Annotated in this window: 19 protein-coding genes; 9 read left to right on the top strand and 10 right to left on the bottom strand. The window is 36.0% G+C overall.

The annotated features are described in order from the left end of the window. Window positions 1–36: 36 nt before the first annotated feature. The 10 genes from DPQ89_RS08155 to thrS all read right to left on the bottom strand — a co-directional run bounded on the left by DPQ89_RS08155 (window position 37) and on the right by thrS (window position 11,527). Complete coding sequence (locus DPQ89_RS08155) at window positions 37–285, bottom strand: 2Fe-2S iron-sulfur cluster-binding protein (RefSeq protein ID WP_127716433.1); 249 nt, start codon at window positions 283–285, stop codon at window positions 37–39. Beyond that, the gene (locus DPQ89_RS08150; protein WP_164848312.1) at window positions 276–1,526 is read right to left on the bottom strand and encodes a hypothetical protein; all 1,251 of its coding nucleotides are present in this window, start codon (window positions 1,524–1,526) and stop codon (window positions 276–278) included. Before DPQ89_RS08150 ends, DPQ89_RS08155 begins: the two co-directional genes overlap by 10 nt. Further along, window positions 1,513–1,875, bottom strand: coding sequence for a hypothetical protein (locus DPQ89_RS08145; RefSeq protein ID WP_127716431.1), 363 nt, complete (start codon window positions 1,873–1,875; stop codon window positions 1,513–1,515). Before DPQ89_RS08145 ends, DPQ89_RS08150 begins: the two co-directional genes overlap by 14 nt. Window positions 1,876–2,106: 231 nt before the next feature. Next, entirely contained in the window at window positions 2,107–2,733 is a 627-nt protein-coding gene (locus tag DPQ89_RS08140; RefSeq protein WP_127716430.1) for a 3-oxoacid CoA-transferase subunit B, read from the bottom strand. A gap of 2 nt (window positions 2,734–2,735) precedes the next feature. Beyond that, the gene (locus tag DPQ89_RS08135; protein ID WP_127716429.1) at window positions 2,736–3,428 is read right to left on the bottom strand and encodes a CoA transferase subunit A; all 693 of its coding nucleotides are present in this window, start codon (window positions 3,426–3,428) and stop codon (window positions 2,736–2,738) included. Continuing rightward, entirely contained in the window at window positions 3,418–4,608 is a 1,191-nt protein-coding gene (locus tag DPQ89_RS08130) for an aspartate aminotransferase family protein (protein WP_127716428.1), read from the bottom strand. Before DPQ89_RS08130 ends, DPQ89_RS08135 begins: the two co-directional genes overlap by 11 nt. A 1-nt stretch (window position 4,609) precedes the next feature. Continuing rightward, window positions 4,610–5,707, bottom strand: a complete 1,098-nt coding sequence (locus DPQ89_RS08125; protein ID WP_127716427.1) for a C45 family peptidase — start codon at window positions 5,705–5,707, stop codon at window positions 4,610–4,612. Continuing rightward, window positions 5,704–8,772 carry an aminotransferase class III-fold pyridoxal phosphate-dependent enzyme gene (locus tag DPQ89_RS08120; RefSeq protein ID WP_127716426.1) on the bottom strand — a complete coding sequence of 1,023 codons (3,069 nt, stop codon included), beginning with the start codon at window positions 8,770–8,772 and terminating at the stop codon, window positions 5,704–5,706. The genes DPQ89_RS08125 and DPQ89_RS08120 overlap by 4 nt, the downstream gene beginning before the upstream one ends. An 11-nt stretch (window positions 8,773–8,783) precedes the next feature. Continuing rightward, window positions 8,784–9,773 carry a D-alanine--D-alanine ligase gene (locus tag DPQ89_RS08115; RefSeq protein WP_206611148.1) on the bottom strand — a complete coding sequence of 330 codons (990 nt, stop codon included), beginning with the start codon at window positions 9,771–9,773 and terminating at the stop codon, window positions 8,784–8,786. Beyond that, window positions 9,773–11,527, bottom strand: a complete 1,755-nt coding sequence (thrS, locus tag DPQ89_RS08110) for a threonine--tRNA ligase (RefSeq protein ID WP_127716424.1) — start codon at window positions 11,525–11,527, stop codon at window positions 9,773–9,775. The genes DPQ89_RS08115 and thrS overlap by 1 nt, the downstream gene beginning before the upstream one ends. 227 nt (window positions 11,528–11,754) lie before the next feature. Between thrS and DPQ89_RS08105 the strand changes: the two genes are divergently transcribed. The 9 genes from DPQ89_RS08105 to DPQ89_RS18610 all read left to right on the top strand — a co-directional run bounded on the left by DPQ89_RS08105 (window position 11,755) and on the right by DPQ89_RS18610 (window position 21,198). Next, window positions 11,755–13,026 carry a winged helix-turn-helix domain-containing protein gene (locus DPQ89_RS08105; protein ID WP_127716423.1) on the top strand — a complete coding sequence of 424 codons (1,272 nt, stop codon included), beginning with the start codon at window positions 11,755–11,757 and terminating at the stop codon, window positions 13,024–13,026. Between the two features lie 8 nt (window positions 13,027–13,034). Beyond that, the gene (locus tag DPQ89_RS08100; RefSeq protein WP_127716422.1) at window positions 13,035–13,601 is read left to right on the top strand and encodes a hypothetical protein; all 567 of its coding nucleotides are present in this window, start codon (window positions 13,035–13,037) and stop codon (window positions 13,599–13,601) included. After that, window positions 13,598–14,044 carry an N-acetyltransferase gene (locus DPQ89_RS08095; RefSeq protein WP_127716421.1) on the top strand — a complete coding sequence of 149 codons (447 nt, stop codon included), beginning with the start codon at window positions 13,598–13,600 and terminating at the stop codon, window positions 14,042–14,044. The genes DPQ89_RS08100 and DPQ89_RS08095 overlap by 4 nt, the downstream gene beginning before the upstream one ends. A gap of 153 nt (window positions 14,045–14,197) precedes the next feature. Next, window positions 14,198–14,719: a ribosome maturation factor RimP gene (gene rimP, locus DPQ89_RS08090; protein ID WP_127716420.1), complete on the top strand. Its 522-nt coding sequence runs from the start codon at window positions 14,198–14,200 to the stop codon at window positions 14,717–14,719. 19 nt (window positions 14,720–14,738) lie between these two features. Next, a complete protein-coding gene (nusA, locus tag DPQ89_RS08085; protein WP_127716419.1) occupies window positions 14,739–16,142 on the top strand; it encodes a transcription termination factor NusA in 1,404 nt (467 codons plus the stop codon). A 28-nt stretch (window positions 16,143–16,170) separates the two neighbouring features. Beyond that, window positions 16,171–18,945, top strand: coding sequence for a translation initiation factor IF-2 (gene infB, locus DPQ89_RS08080; RefSeq protein ID WP_164848311.1), 2,775 nt, complete (start codon window positions 16,171–16,173; stop codon window positions 18,943–18,945). A gap of 3 nt (window positions 18,946–18,948) precedes the next feature. After that, window positions 18,949–19,302, top strand: coding sequence for a 30S ribosome-binding factor RbfA (rbfA, locus tag DPQ89_RS08075; RefSeq protein ID WP_127716417.1), 354 nt, complete (start codon window positions 18,949–18,951; stop codon window positions 19,300–19,302). Then, the gene (locus DPQ89_RS08070; RefSeq protein ID WP_127716416.1) at window positions 19,299–20,234 is read left to right on the top strand and encodes a tRNA pseudouridine(55) synthase TruB; all 936 of its coding nucleotides are present in this window, start codon (window positions 19,299–19,301) and stop codon (window positions 20,232–20,234) included. Before rbfA ends, DPQ89_RS08070 begins: the two co-directional genes overlap by 4 nt. 124 nt (window positions 20,235–20,358) lie before the next feature. Further along, window positions 20,359–21,198: a ferredoxin gene (locus DPQ89_RS18610; RefSeq protein WP_206611147.1), complete on the top strand. Its 840-nt coding sequence runs from the start codon at window positions 20,359–20,361 to the stop codon at window positions 21,196–21,198. The last annotated feature ends 31 nt before the right edge of the window (window positions 21,199–21,229 follow it).

The following is a 21,229-nucleotide window of genomic DNA, read 5'->3' as shown; positions in this document are numbered from 1 at the left end:
TTCTAAAGAAGCTTTACAGGGGTTAGCAAGGAAAAATTATAAGTAATCGATAATAATAGTCTTATTCTGCCATTGTTTAATTTCACTCATTTTTAGCTCACAACTAACAATATCAGTGTTTACAAGACACTTTTTACATACACCCTCTCCATTGCAGCTGCTGGCAACAGGTATAGAGTTATTTCTCAAAAAAGTGAGCAGAGTAAGTGAATAATCTAACTTCTGAACTGTAAGTTTTTTTACTGTTGACTGAGAGGCATTACCGAATATTTCAATTATAAACATGACAGTGAGCTCTTGCGCCTACCATCTAAAATTAAGCCACTCTTACCATCTATTTGGTAGCTGACCCAAATATTTCCTAGATTTTGATAGTGATAAATTGGAAACCCGGTGTCTAAGAAACTTTGAATTTGCGAGCTGCTAGACCTACTAGATTCATAAATCATTCTTTTAGGGTTTAACAGAAATAAGTAGCGTGGGAAATTAAGGATTTCAATCAATTCATCTCTATTCTTTGAACTTGAAATTTTATAATCGAGTAAATTAAATAAGTGTTGACCGGAATCTCTACCACTTGAAGATATCATAGTGATCTGTTTATTTCCTCTGGTGACTTTACATATAGCTTTATGTGTCTGAGTTGAAGTTGAATTAAAATTATAGGTGTTCTTATGTAGCTTTTTAGGGTCTGTAAGTTGCGACGTCATCGCCATGAAGGTTTGACCAGCATAGGTTATAGCAAATGGATGAGAGTTTTCTCCATCATTATCTTCAATTAAGTAAATACCTTTTCTATAGATATTAAGATCAAAGTTACACTTGACGTAGGTGTCATTTCCTATTTTTTCTGTAAAAAGAAAGTTATTTGCTTTTCTCTTTTTTAATTTTACATTTTTGAGAAGATTTTCCATTGAGTAACTTCTAAGGGCCTCACCTTCTCGTAAAACTTGATGGCCTTTAAAATAGATACTCTTCGATGAATTGTTTTCAGATATACTTTGACGATTCTTATATAAGAAGTTCGAGAGCTGTTTATCGATTACTTGAAATGGTGAAATCACTTTGTCTACAATTAGTGCAATTTCTTTTAACGATCTCTTAGAATTATACTTCTTAAGAAGTGATTGTAGGGATTCAAAGTAAAGACGGCCATTATACTTCTTTTCATTGAAAGAAAAATAATCAAAATCATCTTTATTGGTATCAATGAACTGAAGTGATGAGCTAGGTGATACTTGATCTGGCCTAAGATAGAGTTGAATTAGGGCCCAACTTGTAAAAACCTCTATAGGTGAAAGTTTATACTTATTAGCATATGAAAGAAGTTGATCTTTAACTTCTTTCATTTCTGAACCAGACTGCGATGCTAATACGAGTGAGTCTTTCTTTTTGCAATACTTTTGATTATTTAAATTGTTGAATACAATTTTTTCTTTTGGTTGATCGAGCTCTATAAAAAGTGAACAACTAGAAAGAAGTAATAAGATAAATCCAAATATAAAATTTTTGCTAAATAAAGTCATTATTATCATTAATTTGATATAGACCCTCTATAACTTCTTTTTCGTAGTCATCTCCAAGCTCAATGTCATCATCAAGATCAAGGGCTGCTGTACTACCTGTTGTAGAGCGGACAATAAAAATTACCCACATACCCGAGTGGGATGTTCCGGAATTATTCTGAGTCTTAAAGTTAAGTATCTCGTAACCATTATTGATGAAATTATAAAATAACTTATCAAACTCTTTCTCTCTGTAACCAACCTTTCTTGGAGGTGGAGATGGTATATAAAACGTGAATGATTGTATTTTATATAAGTTAGGACGAAATACACGTCTAATAGAATGATATATTTTATTGAATGGGCTCATCGTGACACTACTTAGGTATAAAAAATTGTATATATTAAGCATAGGTGTATTTATATTTTTGTCAACTAAACTCTATAAAGTTGCTCTAATTTTTGGAAAGAATTGCCTAGAAAAGATTTTTGTTATTTTTTTGAATTTTCGGGTTATAATTTATTTGTAACTGACAGGAAGTCAATTACGTAGAGGCAGGAAGCCGAAAGAAAGGGGGCAATTTTGCAGGGGCCCCCTTTTTTATTTCTCTTCGTACAAATCTAATTCTTTCAAATCTTCTTTTTCAATACCACTGGCCAATTTAATAATTTCAAACTTATTTCCATTTGGTTTAAAAACACCGTAATCTGTTACAACAATATCAACTACAGCAAGTCCTGTTAAAGGAAGTTCGCATACTTTCTTAAGTTTTGATTCGCCTGATTTATTAAAGTGGCCCATCATGATAATGACACACTTTGAACCGTTCACTAAATCCATCGCGCCACCCATTCCTGTGACTTTCTTACCTGGAATCATCCAATTGGCCAATGAACGCTCGGTATCGACTTCCATACCTCCAAGTACACAGTAATCTATATGACCACCTCGAATCATTCCAAAGCTAAGAGAACTATCAAAGAAGCTAGCTGAATCATTTATAGAGATAGTCTCTTTACCAGCATTTATTAATGTTGCAGACACTTCGCTGTTCTTAGGCCTACCCTTTACTCCCAGTACACCATTTTCAGAGTGAATCATTATATTCATACTTTCAGGAATATGTTCGGCAACAAGAGTAGGAAGACCAATTCCTAGATTCACCGATGAGTCTTTCTTAAAAAGCTCAATTACTTCTTTTGCCATTTCTATTTTTGACCAACTCATATTTAATCCTGTGTTTTAAGAAATTCTATATCGTTTTTATAGTTAGTTCCTTGGAATATTCTTTGAACGAATATTCCAGGTAAGTGTATATCCTCAGCACGAAGTTCTCCTAGGCCAACTAATTGTTCAACTTCTACAATAGTAACTTTCGCGGCCATGGCCATTAGAGGTGAAAAATTTCTCGCAGTTTCTTTAAACCATAAATTGCCATACGGATCTGCTTTTTGCGCCTTTATGATAGCGTAATCAGCATGAAGGGCCTCTTCTAGAATACATGGTCTATCAAATTCCTTAACGTCTTTTCCTTCAGCTATTAAAGTTCCATACCCTGTAGGTGTATAGAATGCCCTTATTCCAAGTCCAGCTGCTCTTATTCTTTCGCTGAATGTACCTTGGGGAATAAGTTCAACCTTAACTGAACCATCCAGCATTTGCTTTTCTAGGTCAGGGTTTCCACCAACATAAGAACAATATGCATTTGAAATTTTATTTTGAACTAAAATTTTAACTAATCCACGACCAGAGTTACCAATATTGTTAGAAATAATAGATAGATTATTGATGTCCATTTTAGAAAGTGCATCGATACAATTTTCAGCAATACCACATAGGCCGAAACCTCCACTCATTATACTAGAACCAGACGATATATCCGCACATGCACTCATAGCGTCTTTATAAACTTTACTTGTCATTTTTACCTTCTATAACTTCTTTAACTGCTGTTAATGCTTTTTTAAGTTGTGAACTTTTCGTTACGTAATTTGGAGCAATAATTAAATTATTTCCAACACTGGCCAATAGAATAGATTTATCCAGGAATGACTTTGTTGGAATGGGAGTCTTTAACTCTATTGCCATCAAAAGTCCTATGTGACGAACTTCTTTAACTTGGTCAAGATTAGAGAAAATTGAAGACCATGTCTCTAATTCATCATGAAGTAAAGAAAATCTTCTATTATGCTCAGGTGATTGAATTTTATCGATGACAATATTCATCGCAGCGAGACCCAGTGGGTGTGCATAACTAGTTAGTCCACAGCTTAGAATCTGTTTATCATAAAACTTCGCAATTTTACTATTTGTCCAAACGGCTCCAAATGGTATGTACCCACCTGTTATTATTTTTGCCATACAGACAATATCTGGTTTGATAGGAAATTGTTGGAATCCAAAAGCAGTACCCAGTCTTCCAAAACCACAGACAACTTCATCAAGAATTATTAGAATTCCATACTCTTTTTTAAATCTTGCTACGGCCTTCCACCAGGTTTTAGGAGCTACTATTACGCCATTGCCTCCGGTCACGGTTTCCAAGCAAATTGCTGCAATATTATGAGCACCTACTTTTTTGATAAGCTTTTCAAATTCAACTGCGTGTGGATCATTCTTAGGTTCAGGTATTCTCTTAGTCCACTTACTTAATGTTAAATGATCTTTAGCTCTCCAATCACCTGTTAAACTTAAGGCGCCAAGGCTAGCTCCATGATAAGAGTTCTTTCTTGCTAGAATGTATTTTTTTCCACTAAATTGTCGTGAAATCTTTATCGCGTTCTCGACAGATTCTGCTCCAGAAACAGTGTAGAAAATTTTCCCTTTTAACTTTAAGAGTTGTAACAGTTTTTGGGTAACTTTTTGCTTTAAATCAAATACCAACTTAGGGGATGCAATTGGAAGGACTTTTAGTTGGTCTGTGATCGCTTTGATTATTTCTTTATCAGAATGACCAAAAGCTGCTTGATAGCTTGTTGAACTTAGGTCTAAAATTTTTTTCCCATTTCTTGTAATATAGTGAGGGCCTTTGGCCGAGGCGATATCTAAAGTTAATGCTCCTGTTTGGTTAGTCCAGGTTACATAAAAAGGAATTTCTTTCACTTTAAACTCTTTTAAAGGACTTAGTCGCTAAGTCAAATTGATATGAATATTCAATATAGTTTTGGTCATACTCTGGACATCCTCTCCAGAATACTACTTTTCCGTCTTTCATGTTTACAATACCACCTCCACATGTTGCTGATGGATCATCGGCACCTGTTTCAAGATGTGTGCATATAGAGACGGGGTATTGTTCATGAGACTGAAGTAGTGACTTCATATCGTCAAAACTCTGAAGCTCTTTTACAGAGTGATCCAAAATTTCATAACGCTTATGCGTAGTCTTACTTACATTATTCTTGTCTTCTTCTAGGTGAACATTCTCTCCTAAACAATGATTGGTATGAAAACTAAATCCTTTTTGGTTCTCATCTAGCTTTGCTACAAGGTCTTTGTTATTGGGGGTGATTTCCCAGTGTTCGCTTCCTTTAGTGGTACTTATTAGATAGTTATGACCTGAGGTGACAGGAGCACTGGTTAATGTGTCACGCATCCCTTCAATAGAATTGTTCATCATTAGCTTTCTAACTAAGTTTGGCCAAATAAGTCCTACTCTTGCATTAAGGGTGTTTATATTATTAACACCAACGAAGCACTGCTCAGAATTGATTGCCATGAGCCCTGTACAACCTACAAGAGAAAGGACTAGAGTTTCTGGATTGCTTTTAGTTTTTGGTACTTCTATTAGACATAGAAATCTCTTTGCTGAGCGATGCATATCCCATGTTTGACCGCTTAAGAGAGATTCATCATTTTGTACTTGTATTGTTGAGCAGCCTTCTTCAGGAAGGTGGATATCTCTAAAGTCAGTATAGTTATTCAAAATAACGATATCTTCTAGAGAGAGTTCAGCGCCATCTGCTATTCCTTCAAGTTCACTCGATAGGTTAATATCGAACTCTTTAGTCACAGTAAACTGTTCCTGTGCAAGTTCTGAGATATGCTCCTCTAAAGACGGATTTCTTTTAAGCATTAACTTTCGTCTAATCGTAACGAGCTCTTTAATTCCCTCACTAAAGGCCTTACCATGCTTAAAACCCCATTGATAATAAGAATCTTTAGGGTCATAGCTTATGATAGGGAAGTTGTAGTCAATCATGAGACGGTCTCAGTTAGAAATTTCTTCATTTGCCCATAGCTAGGACACACAATATATCGCTCTTTGGACTTTTTAAAAAACTTTTGTAAAGATTTTGAAATATTACCTATAAAGTATCCAACGCCATTTTCTAGTTCCATTTCTTCAATATCATATGAAGAAAGAATTTCTGTTAACTTATTTGTAAAATCTATTTTCACTTGTGTGAAATTTTCAAGATCACTATTAATTAAGCCTGTAGCATAATTGAAGTTCGATAGAGAGAATTCATCACCATCCCAAGTACTAATTAGCATTAGAGGCTTATCTATGAAGATATCTTTGTTAGTAAAGCAAAGACCTGCTTGGCCACCTAGAAAACATATTGCTGCATTAGGAGCAAGCTCTTCGATGTTTGAAGTAAAGAAGTTTGAGTTATCATAGCGATAGCATGCAGATGCTGTTTCATTATATATAAGTTTAGTTTTATATTTTTCGCATAATACTTTTAGTTTTTTTAGAAATTCTCTTGGAGTTCTCTTCATTGTCTTTTGTTGAATTGGCTCAATCCAAACACCACCTTTTGCTCCTTGCTTTAGCTTCTCTTCGACTTCGTCAAGAACGTCCTGAATAGTGTCTTCTGTTGGATTTGCTAAATGAGAAACATTAAAGAACTTATCCTTTTGATAGCTCAAAGATCTAGCTAAAAAGCTTCCATTTCCAAAAAAATGATCCGCAAAAGTTATCATATGATTGTCTTTGTTTTCAGCACAATACCAAATTGTTTTGGCCACTTTATCTACACATTCAGACTGACCTGAAGTCGTATATGCATGCTGCATAGTCTTTGGCAGCAAAGATGTAAGTGATCTTAACTGATCTAAAAATCTCTGGGAAACAAAGTTAGATAGACATACTTTGTTAACGAGAAATGATAGCTGCTCCTCAATATATGAATCTGTTAAGTCACTCGAACAAAGAGGTGATTGTATAGCATTACTTAGATTTAGTGGCAGCTCTTTCCATTTCGTAGTAGATGTATAGTAGAAAACATCTCTGTATTCTTCAAAATCAGGGTAATCCTCTTTCATATACATCAGTTCATATGCGCCGAGGGATAAGTTGATATTTAACATACTTGCGGCCATGCGGTCACGGTTTCTTCCATGTATCCTTTGAGTTTCCTTAGTCATCGCGATAGCGGTAAGAGCGTACTTTAAAACTCTTCCAAGGCCTCTACCTTGTAACGCTTCGGTAACAGTTGAGTCGATCATGTAGAGAACATTATCATTATCAATATATGGATCTTTTCTTACACCTCTTTCTAGTGGATTGATTGCTAGGGGCGAGCTAAAGGCAATAGCTAGTAGTTTGTCATCTTCCTTCACACCAATCGCAACTGAGTTCTTATGTTGAGCACTTTTTTCGAAAACACCTATATCAGTCTGTCGAGTTGGCTCGTAGATATCTTTTTGAATCTGTTCTATCTGTGTACGCCAGTCTTCAAAATTTGAGCTATCAATTATAAATAATTCTTTGTCACAAGATTTGCTAAATAGTTTTAGAATAGAGTCTAGATTCTCAGAGCTTTTTAAATCACTCTTCTTTAGTGCATTTAACTTAAGCTTTGTAAGAAGCTTTTGCCACTCATAAATTATTTCAGAATCTCTAGATTTAGTTTCAATATGAGTTACAAATGTCTCTTGTTCATTATTGAAAATACTCTTTGCCATTACTTCAATTCGTTCAAAAAGAAATTTAATATCTTCTTTTGTGAAGCTAGTATTTAATCTGAAACGAAGTGTTTTTTCTCCGGCAGGATAGTATAAAAGGCCATGATCGAATCTTTTAGAAATAAACTCTAGTGAGTCTTGTGCGCTAGGAACTTCAAAAGCAAAAGCCATTCCATTCGCTCTTGGTCTTGTTATTTTTTCTGGAAATTTCTTAACGAGCTTTTCAAGTTCCGTCCTAGCTGTATTTTCTAGTTCAACAATTTTGTCTTGAGATTGATCAAGTGCAATCGCGTGGAGGTATCCTCTCACAACTGAGGCAACTTGAAATTCTTCATACTTATTTCTTCCCCATATATTTTCATGGGAAAGAACTAGTCCTACTTGTGCTTTTTTTGCGCAAACTACGTAGTCTGGCGATAATAACTCTGATTTAGAGTTTTTCATATTTAATTCACGATGCCAGAAGAACTCCTTTCCTAGGTGGAAACCTGTTTGGACTTCATCGTGAACAACTTTCACATGATAGCTATGAGCAAGCGATATTAATGCCTCGTTGAATCTACCGCTTGCATAGCAATCTCCACCTTCACACTGCATAGGCTCAACAATAATTGCAAATATTTTATTAGTTCTAAGTTGTTCTTTTACGCTTAATAGTGAGGCAACTTCCTTTGCTACCTGTGGATCTTGTAACCAATGGACAGGTACTTCAAGTTCATTAGAGCTTGAGTTTTCCCAGAACTCTTGCCATCCATCAGGAGAAGGAACAAGGATTTCATCTGTGTCAAGGCCTGGAAATGGACAGTAAATAGTTTCATGCTCTGGCCACTCAAATGGAATTCTCTTGGTCTTATTCCATGTACTAGAGAGTGTTACCATCATCCTCCCATGAAAACTTCCTTCGAAGGCAAGCACCTTGTTGGCGCCTAAGTTATGTCTTGAACGGTAACAGTAACCAAGTGCTATTTCATTTGCTTCAGCTCCAGAGTTGCAAATAGTTAAATCTAAATTTTTGAATCCTGATTTTCTTTTTAAGAAAGATTCAAACGCAGCACGAATGCTCTTAAATTCTTTACCATCTTTGTTATTTAACCAGGTTTCTAAGTAGTGGGCCGTTCCAAAGAAAACACTAGGAGAAAAACCAAGTCCTAATGTTGCGATTTGTGAAGCGGCGTCCATCATATATTGAGTTGTGCCATTTGAACCTTCTATCGCCAAGAATGGTCCAGTTGAAGATTCTAGGTTAGTTAAGTAGTTTTTCTTTTCAGGTGGTATGAGATTGTTTTTGTAATAGCTTTGAAGAATTTCTTTTGAGTGAGTTTCGCTTGATTTGTTTATGAGTTCTAATTTCATTGTCGCCTCGTCTATGTCGAAGATTGAATTATATTATTTAAGTACGTTTTAAATTTGTGACCATTGTTTTCCATCATTTTTGGAAACATTGAAATCGGAGTCATTCCTGGGAATGTATTGATCTCGTTTATAAATACTTTCCCATCGTCAGTTAAAAAGAAGTCAACTCTAGATAAGTGTTTAAGTTTAAGACCTCTAAATGCTTTTATGGCCATATCTTTCATTTCGTCAGAAATTTTTTGGGGAATATTCTTGGCCACTATATCTGTGTGAGTTTTACTTTCTTTTGAATACTTTTGTTCAAAAGTATAAAACCCATCAGGACATATTATCTCACCAGGTAGTGAAGCATGAATTTGCCCTTCATATTCGTAAACTGAAATTTCTAATTCTCTGGCCTTTTGAGTTTTTTCAATGAGGACAAAATCAGAGAATTTAAACGCTTCTGTTAAGGATTTTTCTAAGTACTCTTCTTTATTGACATGATAGCAGCCTACGGATGAACCTTGACTTGCTGCTTTTATGTAGATGTCTTTATGTTGATCGAAAAAGACTTGTGCTCTATGTTTATTGACTTCGTTGAATTCACCAAGAAAAATATACTCAGTATTTGGAATTTGAAGAGCATCTAGCCATAATTTAGTTGAAACTTTATTGAAGCAAATCTGGCTCGCTTCAGGTCCGACACCAAGATAGGGAAGACCCATTAGTTCAAAAATAGACTGAATGATGCCATTTTCACCAGGTGGTCCATGAATGCATGGAATGGCGAAGTCTAGTTTGTGAATTTCTTCACTGTGTGGATAAAAAATTTCACCGGCCTTTCTAAGTTCACAAAGATAACCGTCTTGATCGATCCTATCTCCATTTCGAAGAATCTCTACTTTGAATACTTTATAATCGTCACAAGTTGCTAACGTATCAAAAATATATTTAGCAGAAAGAAGCGAGATTTCGTGCTCGCTTCCACCACCACCACATAGTAAGAGAATATTCTTCACTATTTTGATCTCAACTTTTCAGGCATGAATTGATTATTCAACTCAACGAAGTGTTCAGTCAATTTTTCAATAGACATAGATTCGGACTTCTTTTCACCATATTTTCTAATATTTACTGAGTTTGACTCCATTTCTCTATCACCAATTACTAACATATAAGGTGCTTTAGATTGTTGAATCTGTCTCGTCTTGTAGCCCATTGACTCATTTCTATCATCGATCTTAATTCTTAGACCTTTGTTGAATAGATCTCTTTGAAGTTGTTGTGCAAACTCTAGATGAGCATCATTGTTAACCGGTACGATTATCGCTTGTTCTGGCGCGAGCCAAAAAGGAAATACTCCGGCAACGTGCTCTAGGTATACTCCGAAGAATCTCTCTAATGAACCGAGTAGGGCACGGTGGATGACAACAGGTTTTTCTTCATTACCTTCAGTATTTGTGTACGTTAGCCCAAATCTCTCTGGAAGTTGGAAATCTAGCTGAATTGTTCCAAGTTGATAATATCTACCAATTGCATCACTTATTTCAACATCAATCTTTGGTCCGTAGAAAGCACCATCACCTTCTTTTATAAAGTATTTATGACCACTTTTTTTAAGGGCTTCTTCTAGAGCTGATTCTGCCTTATCCCAAGTAGCATCATCACCAGATTTCTTCTCAGGTCTTGTTGATAGGTTTACTTTTATTCCAGTAAATCCGAAGTGCTCATAACAAGTAAAGAACATATCCATAAGCATTGAAATTTCGCCTTGAATTCTCTCCATATCTATAAAGATATGTGCATCATCTTGGCAAAAAGTTCTTACTCTAGTTAATCCCGTAACGGCCCCTGCTTTTTCATAGCGATGAAGTCTTCCAAAGTCAGCATATCTCATTGGTAAATCTCTATAAGAATACTTATAGTGTTTGAACATGAGCATGTGACAAGGACAGTTCATAGGTTTAACTGCGTACTCTCTTTCATCGATATTTGAGAAGTACATATTGTCTTTATAATGTTCGTAGTGACCTGAAGTGTGCCATAGTTCGGAGTCTAGAATTTGCGGCGTTATGACTTCTTGATAATCATAAATTCTATAAATTTCGCGCATAAATTCAATTAGCTTATTATAAACAAAGGCTCCCTTTGGCATAAAGAATGGAGAGGCTGGAGCTACTGAGTTAAAGTGAAAAAGCTCTAGCTCTTTACCAAGTTTTCTATGGTCTCTTTTCTTGGCCTCTTCAAGATAAGTTAAATGCTTTTTAAGCTCTTTTCTATCTGCAAAACAAGCTGCATAAACTCTTTGAAGCATTTTATTCTTTTCATCACCACGCCAATAAGCTCCAGCAATACTTAAGAGTTTGAAGTGTTGTGGGATTTGCTTTGTGTTCTCAACGTGTGGCCCTCGGCAAAGGTCGATAAACTCACCTTGCTGATAGCAGCTTATTTCTTCATCTTCTGGTAAGCTAGATATTAGATCTATCTTAAGAGCATCATTTTTGCTTTCGAAGAAATCTAAGGCTTCTTGTCTAGACATAACCTTTCTTTCAATCTCTAGCCCTTCTGAGATGATCTTTGCCATTTCTTTTTCAATTTTCTCTAGATCTTCCTCAACTAGGCGATGATCCATATCTATATCATAGTAGAACCCATGCTCAATAACTGGACCAATACCAAACTGAATATGGGTATTTGGAAAGACTCTCGATATGGCCTGGGCCATTAAATGTGCGCTTGAGTGTCTTATTGTATCGAGTTTGAAATTGGCCATGGAATAAAGCTCCGAAATTACGTTAGTTATCTTATTATAATAATTTCACACTTTATCAACGTAGATTCCATTAATCAATGAGTTAGAATTAGAAAAATTACAATCTCTATATGTTTTTTTGACTTGTGGCGCTATTTTATGATATCAACTTGCAGACCTATTTTATAAGTGCTTGAATAGGTGAGCTATTTAATAGCGGTTTTTCATACTACCTTAGGGGACGAATTATGATGAATGAAAATTTGGAAATGGGTCGAATCGCTGAAGCGGAAACATCTATTGCTTTCTACAATTTTAATGAAGACTTTATTCCAAATGAAGAATCTTTATCTAAAAGAGAAATAGGTCGTTCCTTTTATCAACTTGGTAAGCTTCATTACGATAAATCTGATTTAGAGGCAGCTGAAGAAAACTTCATTAAGTCACTTAATTGCGCTGAAAGACCACGTGATACATTCTCTATTTTTAAAATTTTAGGCTTTTTAATTAGAATATCTTCTGAAAAATTAGAAGATGAAAAGGCCACTAAATATATTTCACTTGCTGAAGAGCTGGTTGATGACTTAACTCAAGTTCTAGGTTCTTTAAATTCTGAATATTTTTATAATGTTGGAATTGTAAAGAACTATGGTGGAAACTTTCAAGAAGCGTTTGATAACTTCCAATTGGCCTATAAAAAATCAAAAGAAGAAAATGAGCCTGATATTCTTGCTAAAACTCTTCTTGCCTTAGCTAATAATTGTTACGTTAGAAAGAATTATGAAGGTGCGCTAGATTATCTAGGGCAACTAAATCAGTTAATGGCCATATTAAAGAAAGACTATCTAAGTGGAGCAATGTTCTTATTCTCTGCTAAGGTTTATCTTGAACTAGAAGACTTTGATAATTCTCTTAAGTTTTTCAAACTTGCGAATCAGACATTGCAAAGTAAGAAGTGTTGGAACCTATTTGGTTACATTCTTCTTGGTAAAGGTAATGTTTATAAGAATATGGGGGACTTTGATAAGGCCCTTGAGTATTTCAATTTAGCTAATGAGTCCATTGATCCGACTGTCTTTAAGAGACTTTCAAACCTTCTTTCTTCTGAGATAGAAGAGGTTAACGACTCGAGTGTTGATCTCTATTTAGATCGTAACAACAGAAAAGTTAAAGAGAGAAACTTAGGAACAATTGATTTTAAACATAGATTTGTATTACTTGAGATCTTGTTCTTATTAGCTAAGAATTCTGGCTCTTACTATGATAAAGAACAACTGGCTAAATCAATTTGGAAAGATGAGTATAATCCACTTATTCACGATAAATTGATCTACACAAGTGTTTCTAGACTTAGAAAACTGATAGAACCTAAGAATGTTAAGGGTGAAAAGAGAAAGTATATCATCAGAGGTAAGGATGGATATACATTTAACCCTCTTACAAAAATTAGATTCCATATGGAGACAAAAAACGTTGATGATAAAACTATCGCTAACGTTGAGTTGAGTTCTCCTGTATAGTTAGATCTATGAAGTATCTACTGATAATTATTTTTATCTTTTTTGAGGCCAGTGTTCTGGCCTCAACTATTTTATCTACAACTGACAAATCAAAAGATATGGCGATATTTAAGATAGAAGAGCAGGTCTACTATCTTAGCGATATAAATGAATCTCTAAAAGATTTATCTGTCTTTAGATGCTTAGACCAAAAAAGTCTTCTCTTAACCAGTTTGAAAATCTCAAAACGTGAATATGAAGAGTTTAACTCTTTCTTGCCGGACTATAGTGCTCTTGGAAGAAGACAGGAGCAATTAGAGAAGTTAATGATACTTCATAAAATGCTTCTCTATTCTGTACCCATATCTATAAATGTCTCGCAAGATAATTTAAACTCTATCGGTTTTAGCAAATGCAATAAGTCGACAAAATTATCTAATACCATGAAGTTAATGATCAAATCAGAGTTTCATTTAAGGGATAGGTTTATAAGAAATAGAGATTCTTTTACTATTGATGAGAATCTTCTCGAGAAATTGCGCATATTTTATTCTGGTATTGACCGAAAGCTGCGTGGACAAGTTTATTTCCAATGATTTTTTTTGATTCCAGCTTACAAGCTATATGTTCTAGTAAATTTAAAAAAATTGTAGCACTTGATCGTGATTACTTTCCTTTTCCATGGACTGAAAGAAAATGGGACGGCCTAACTGATTTCAACTATTTTCATTTATTTTATGATGATGAGGTTGGATGCTTTGCGTTGTTTCAACTCTTTTCTGAAGATCGCTATGCCCATTTATTGAAAATTATTGTTGGTCCTGAGTTAAGACGAGGAGGCGTTGCGTCTCATTTGCTTGGTTATTGTTGTGATCGATTGCTAGCAATGGGTCTAGACCGTTGCGTTCTTGAGGTTGAGGAAGGTAATGAAGCCGCCAGTGCACTTTACATTAAGGATGGATTTAAGCTTATTCATAAGCAAAAGAGCTTCTACTCAAATGGTGCAGCTGCCCATATCATGGAAAAGTCTTTTATTTAAAGTAAAGTTGCCAAATAATTGAAATCCTGATATTAATAGATTGAGATAACAAATGATTACTTCAGGTACTCGTTTGATTATCGAGTTTCAAATTTTTAAAATGAAACTAGGGAAGATTTAATCTTCCCTTTTTTATTATTTAGAGTAGAAAAAATGGTTTTAAAAGAAGAACGAGTTGGGATTGAAAAGAAGTTTTACGAAGTATGTGCTCCGTTATGTACAGAGTTAGGCTATGAAGTCTACGACCTTGAATACATAAAAGGCTCTTTCGTGTTGAGAATTTTTATTCTTAATCCTGAAACAGGTACTGCTCTAATAGAGGACTGTTCGAAAGTTGATAAGGCGATGACTCCGATTGTTGAGCAGGCCGATTGGATGCCAAATGAATTAGTCTTAGAGGTTTCTTCTCCGGGTATGTTTAGACACCTTAATACTGTTGACCATTTTCAGATGTCTCTAGATAAAGAAATTCTTGTTGCGACTAAGAAGCGTTTGACTCTGGAGAATTACCCTGGTCTGCCTAAGAAGCTACAGGGTGAGAGAAAGATTGTTGGTAAGCTATTACTTGCTAGTGAAGTAGGAATTACTATTGAGTCTTTAGATTATAAAATTGAACTTAATTACGAAGATATTAAAAAAGCGAATTTAGAACCTGCTCTTGATTTACAAGAATAGAGCAAAAGGAAGGATGAATATGTTTTCTGAACTTGGAAGAGTTATAGAGACCCTTGGAAAGGAAAGAGGTATCGAAAAAGATATCGTTATTAAAGCTGTTGAGCAGGCATTTTTAGTTACGGCTAGAAAGAAGTTTGGACTACAAGGTGAATATGAAACTCGTTATAACGACGGTGATGATGATATTGAGATTTTTCAATATAAGAATGTTGTTGATGAAGTAAGAGATACAATTGTTGAAATTACTTTAGCTGACGCTCAAGAGTTAGATGAAGATGTTGAAATTGGTGATCAAATTGGTATCAAGATTGAGAATCCAAACTTCTCAAGAGTTGATGTTCAAACTGCAAGACAAATTATTTTTCAAAAAGTAAGAGACGCTGAAAGAGAGATTCTATTTGCTGAATATAAGCATAAAGAAGGCGAATTAATTACTGGTATCGCTAGAAGATATGAAAGAGGAAATATTGTTGTAGATCTTGGAAAGGCGGACGCTGTTCTATCTAGAAGAGAAGTTATTCCTGGGGAAAACTTCAAGCCAGGTGATAGAATTCAAGCTTTCTTGACTGAAGTTGTTATGACTAATAGAGGTCCTGAGATTCGTCTATCTAGAACGACTCCTTTGTTTCTTGTAAAGTTATTTGAAATTGAAGTTCCTGAGATTCAAGATGGAACTATTGAGATTAAATCTGCAGCACGTGAGCCAGGTCAAAGAGCAAAGATCGCTGTTATTTCAGTGGATAAGGATATTGATCCTGTAGGTGCTTGTGTTGGTATGAAAGGATCTAGAGTTCAAAACGTTGTAAATGAACTTCAGGGTGAAAAAATAGATATCGTAAAGTGGTCTGATGATGTTGATACATTTGCGAGAGCGGCTTTAGCGCCATCTGAAATTACTAATATTCAAATTGATCACGAAGATCACACAATGGATGTTGTTGTTGAGGAAGATCAATTATCTCTTGCAATTGGTAGAAGAGGTCAGAACGTTAGATTAGCGGCGATGCTAAGCGGATATAAAATTAATATTATCTCTAAATCTAAGCTTCAAGAGAAAATTCAAAAATCTGTTGAGAATCTTCTACAAGTACCTTCTATTACGGATACGTATGCACAAGTACTTGTTCAAAGTGGATTCATGGCCGTTGGTGATGTTGCGGCAGCTGATGCTGAGCAACTTGTTGATCTTCTAGAAATCACTGAAGAGCAGGCTAATGAGATGATTTCTGCGACTACTGAAGCTATCAGTGGTGGTGAAATTCAGCTTCAGGCTGAAGATGAAGAAGAGCTTGTATCTGCATCTGCAGTTCCTGCTTATCACGGATTAATAAATAAGAATGAATCAGATGATGATTCTCAAGATAAATTCTCTGATGCTGAAAGAAGACTAAGAGAAGAACTTGCAGCTTTTAAGCTGAAGTAGATAAGGATAGGGAGTCCATATAATGCCTATGAAAATCTTTGAATTGGCAAAAGAATTGAACAAAGGTCCTCTTGATTTAGTTGAAGAACTAAAGAATAAGGGTCTTGCCGTTCGTAACCACATGACAGCTTTATCTGATGATGAGGTTGCAAGTATTAGAGCAGACTATGCTGCTACTTCTGAGAAGAAAGATGTTTCTACTAAGAAGAAGGTCGTTAGAAAGAAAGCTTCTACAAAGAAAGCAACGAAGAAAGTTGCTGCTAAATCTGCTGGTGATGAAGCTGGAACTGATGATGCTACTAAGAAAAAGACTGTGGTTAGACGCAAGACTGTTGTTAGAAAGAAAGCAGATGATACGGTTAAAGAAGAGCCAAAAGTTGAAGAGCAAATTGTTGAAGCCGTTGCTGCTCCTGAAGAATCAGTTTCGCAAGTAAAGGATACAGTAGAGGCAAGCGGCTCGAAAGAAGCTGTTGAGACACCTACTTCTGAAGCCGACGAGACAAGCGTTGAAGCGAAGACTGAAAAACCTGCTGAAGATGATTCTTCTTTTGGTTTAAGAGTTGTTTCGAGACCAGCAGCTAAGAAGGCCGAAGAAAAGCCTGCTTCAGCTCCGAGTAAGGCAAAGAAAGATGAGTCTACTGGTGATAAGCCACATCGCTTCACTCCAGTTTATATCCCACCTGCAAAGAAAGAAGAATCTGGTGCGGCAGGGGAGACTGAAGAAGAAAAGAAAGTTTCTAAAGGAAGAATGGGGGCACTCGCTTCTATGATGTCTGGAAAGAAATCGACTATTAATAAAGCACAGGCCCTTGTAAAAGAAAAGGCCGACCTTGAACTTAAGAGCTATGGAGTTGGTGGCGTTGGTCGTCCTCTCTACACTCAAGTTAAGAGAAAGAGAACTTATTCAGGACCTTCTAAAAGTACAGAAATAACTGAAGTAAAAGAAGCGAAGCGTGTTGTTAAGATTCATGGCTTTGCAACCTCTGACACACTGGCAAGAAAGCTTAAAGTTAAATTGAAAGATATGATCGATGGTTGTCTTGAAATGAACTTACTTGTTAAGTCTGGAGACTATATTGGTCTTCAATTAGCTAATGAGATTGCAGCTTTATATGACTATAAAGTTGAGGATGATTCATTTGATGAAGATAAAGTAATTGGAAAAGAAAGCCTATCGGAAGAAGAATTAAGTAAACTTCCTACTCGTAATCCAATTATTACAATAATGGGTCACGTTGATCATGGTAAAACGACTCTTCTTGATTATATTAGAAATGAGAAAGTTGCTGCTGGTGAAGCTGGTGGTATTACTCAACATATTGGAGCTTATTCGGTAGATGTTAAAGATTCGACTTTAACTTTCCTAGATACTCCTGGTCACGCTGCTTTTGCTTCTATGAGACAGCGTGGAGCTGATATTACTGACTTAGTTGTTCTAGTAGTAGCTGCTGATGATGGTGTAATGCCTCAAACTCGTGAATCTGTTAAGTATTGTCAAAATGCTGATAGACCTATGATTGTTGCAGTAAACAAGATGGATAAAGAAGGAATTAATGTAGATAGGATTAAGTCAGAGCTCGCTGAGCTTGGGATTAACCCTGAAGAATGGGGAGGGGAAACTCAATTCGTACCTATTTCTGCATTAAATGGTGACGGTGTTGATAATCTACTTGAGTCGATTGCCCTTCAAACAGAAATGTTGGAGCTAAGAGCAAGTGATGAAGGTGGCGCTGAAGGTGTTTGTATAGAATCTAAGATTGAGCAAGGTCGTGGACCAGTTGCTACAATGCTTATTCAAAAAGGTACTCTTAAAAAAGGTGATTCAATTGTTGTTGGAGAAACTTTTGGTAGAGCTAGAAGTCTAACAGATCATCTTGGTAATCAGCTTAACTCTGCTGGTCCATCGACTCCTGTTCAGGTTCTAGGTCTGGCTAAAGCACCTAGTCCAGGTGATCAGTTAGATGTCGTAAAAAATGAAAGAGAAGCTAAGAAGATATGCGAAAACAGAGCAATTGAGAGAAAGAAGCTTGCTGAAAAGCCTAAAGCAAAAGTTTCTCTTGAGGACTTCTTTGCTACGGCCGCTGTTGAAGGTAGCGAGACTAAGCAATTGAACTTAATTATAAGATCAGATGTTCAAGGATCATTTGAAGCAATTAAGCAGGCCGTACTTGCACTTTCTAATACGGAAGTTGAAGTTAAAGTTATCGCCGGTGGAGTTGGAGCTATTAATGATAATGATGTAATGCTGGCCGATTCTTCAGGGGCTTTCATCTTAGGATTTAATATGAGACCAAATACTACTGCAAGAAGACTTGCTGAAGAGAAGAATCTTGATATTAAAACTTACTCGATCATCTATGAATTAATAAATGATGTTACTCTTGCTATTGAAGGGATGCTTGATCCTGACACAATCGAAGAGTTCATCGGTAGAGCTGAAGTTAAGGATACATTCTCTGTTCCTAAGATTGGTTTAATTGCTGGTTCTTCAGTAATTGACGGTAAGATTAAAGTTGGATGTAATATCCGCTTACTTAGAAACGGTAAGATCATGTTTGATGGGAAAATGTCGTCTCTTAAGAGATTTAAAGATGATGTTAAAGAAGTTAAAAATGGTTTTGAGTGTGGTATCGGACTTGAAGACTTTACTGATGTTAGAGTTAATGATCAATTCGAAGCATATATGCTGGTTGAGAAGAAGAGAACTCTTGAAGATGTAGCTAAAGAAGAGAAGATTGCTGCTGAAGCAAAAGAGCTAGCGGCTCTTGAGGCCCAAGAAGCTATGTCTGAGATGCAGGAGTAGAGCTTGTCTTCTAAGAAAAGTATTCTTCTAGAAAAAATATTAAACGCTTCTAATACTTTTATTAGAAGCGAAGTTTCTGATACGAGATTAACTTTTGTTAGTTTTTCTCGTGTAGAGCTCTCTGATGATAACTCTCATGCGACCCTTTATTGGGATACTTTTGATCCTACTAAAAGAGGGGATATAAAAAAGGCGATGGATGGTTTATCTGGAAAGCTTAGAACTTATTTGTCTAAATTTCTAAAAATGAGACATACCCCAACTGTTACTTTTATTTACGACTCTCAGTTTGAAGATGAAAAGAAGATTGATGATCTTCTAAAGCAAGAAAGTGAAGAAGGTAAGGGGATTTCGTGAGTCGATCTCGAAATAGAAATAAGTATAACGAGGGGCCTTTATTTGGCCCTTTAGTTTTTAATGTCTACAAGCCTGTAGGAATGACAAGCTCTGATGTAGTAAGGCACTTTAAATATCATCTTCCAAAAGGATTTGGGAAAATAGGTCATTTTGGAACCCTTGATCCTTTCGCTGAAGGGGTTCTATTAATAGCCATTGGTCTTGGGCCAAGGTTCAATGATTATGTTCATGCTCACTATCCTAAGACATATATCGCTACTGGTGTTCTTGGTGTTGAATCACCAACAGGGGACTTTACTGGTGATCAAGAACAAGTAGTTCACCACGAAGTTAGGACTTACTCTCAAGAAGAGTTAGGCTCTATTATTAGCTCGTTTAAAGGTAAGTATATGCAAAGCCCTGCTGCTTTTTCAGCAACTAAGCATGAGGGCAAGTCACTATATGAATGGGCCCGTGAAGGGGTCATTATTGAGAAGCCTCCAGTTGAGCGTGAAATTTATAATATTAAATTGCTCAGTGTCGTAGATAATATTGTTCGCTTCGAAGTTACGGCCAGTTCTGGAACATATATTCGAGTACTCTTTGACGATATTGCCCAAAAACTTGGTACTAGAGGAACTCTCAAAGAGCTAGTTCGCTCCTCAATTGGTCCCGCTCGATGTGAAAATGCATTAAATAAAGATAACTGGCCATTAAGGGATACTGAGTTTGAAATATTTGAAAAGTCTACATCCATTGATGATTTTCTAGATTTTGACAAAATATCTCTAGATTTAGATGAAGGGGTCAAATTCACCAATGGAATGGTGCTACGCAAAGAAAAGACCAATGGTCTTTATTGGGTTTACCACAATGACAAGCTACTAGGGCTATGTGAGGTTGAGGACGAACTCTTGAGGGTTAGAGTTGGTCTTTCTGTTAAGCTTGTGTAAAAAAACTCTGCCAAGATTTCTAAAACTGGTTGGCTAACCCTCATAAAGTGTTTATATTATAAGGTAAATACTGATTAATGAAATTGTTCTAATGAACAAGATGTACTGATATAGGGAGATTTTAGTGAATACAACCTTCATTGCTATGGGGATTGCTCTTCTTGCTGGCGTAGGACTAGTAGTAACTATTGGTGTAGTAAGTTTACTTTCTGGTGGTCTACATTTTCTTTTTGCGAGACCGAAGCTTTCAATTTTAAAGACTGCTAATGGTGAGTCAGGATTTGCATTTTCATTTAAGTGGAATAGCTCACGTGAGCCAGCGAAATTCGACAATATCAGAATTAGACTATTTAACCCTTTTGGAAGTCCGACTCAAGTAGACTTAACAAGATCATATGATACTGCGACTTCAACATTCGCAAGAGACCTAGACTTTGGTGAAGATCTCAAGAACTTAATGAATGCTGAGGGAATTGCTAATGCATCTGTTGAAGTTGAGGTTATGTCTTCTAAGGAAGGTATTGCACATCACTTTATGTTTAAAGGTCAAAAGTTCTTAGATCTTTATAAAAGTGCAACTGTTTTAGCTGAGACTTTCAATGAAGAAAATGCATTAAATTATCCAAAACCAGTTTTCACTAACCCTAAGAGAAGCTTTATTGCTGATGCACTTCCTGTTTCAAATAAAGCGTTAAAAATTTCTTCTAATCCGGAGTTTGCTGGAGAGTTTGCTGGAGCTGGTGGTAGTGGTGAAGCTGCTAAAGAGAACTTTGCTGTTTCAAAAGTATGGATTGAAGATGGGTGTATTGTCTGTGATGCTTGTGAAGCTATCTTTCCAGAAGTTTTCGAAGTTACTGACGATACTTGTATTATCAGACCAGGTGCTCCTTTAGATAACGGATTATTGGTTGAAGAAGCAGCTGATGCTTGTCCAGTTGAAGTTATCAAGTTCGCAAAAGCATAATTAAAATTTTACTTTCAAATAGAAAAGGCCT

The sequence above is a fragment of the Halobacteriovorax sp. HLS genome (assembly GCF_004006665.1).
Lineage (GTDB): Bacteria > Bdellovibrionota > Bacteriovoracia > Bacteriovoracales > Bacteriovoracaceae > Halobacteriovorax.
Note: the sequence above shows the minus strand (reverse complement) of the source record. Positions and strands in the feature narration are given on the sequence as shown.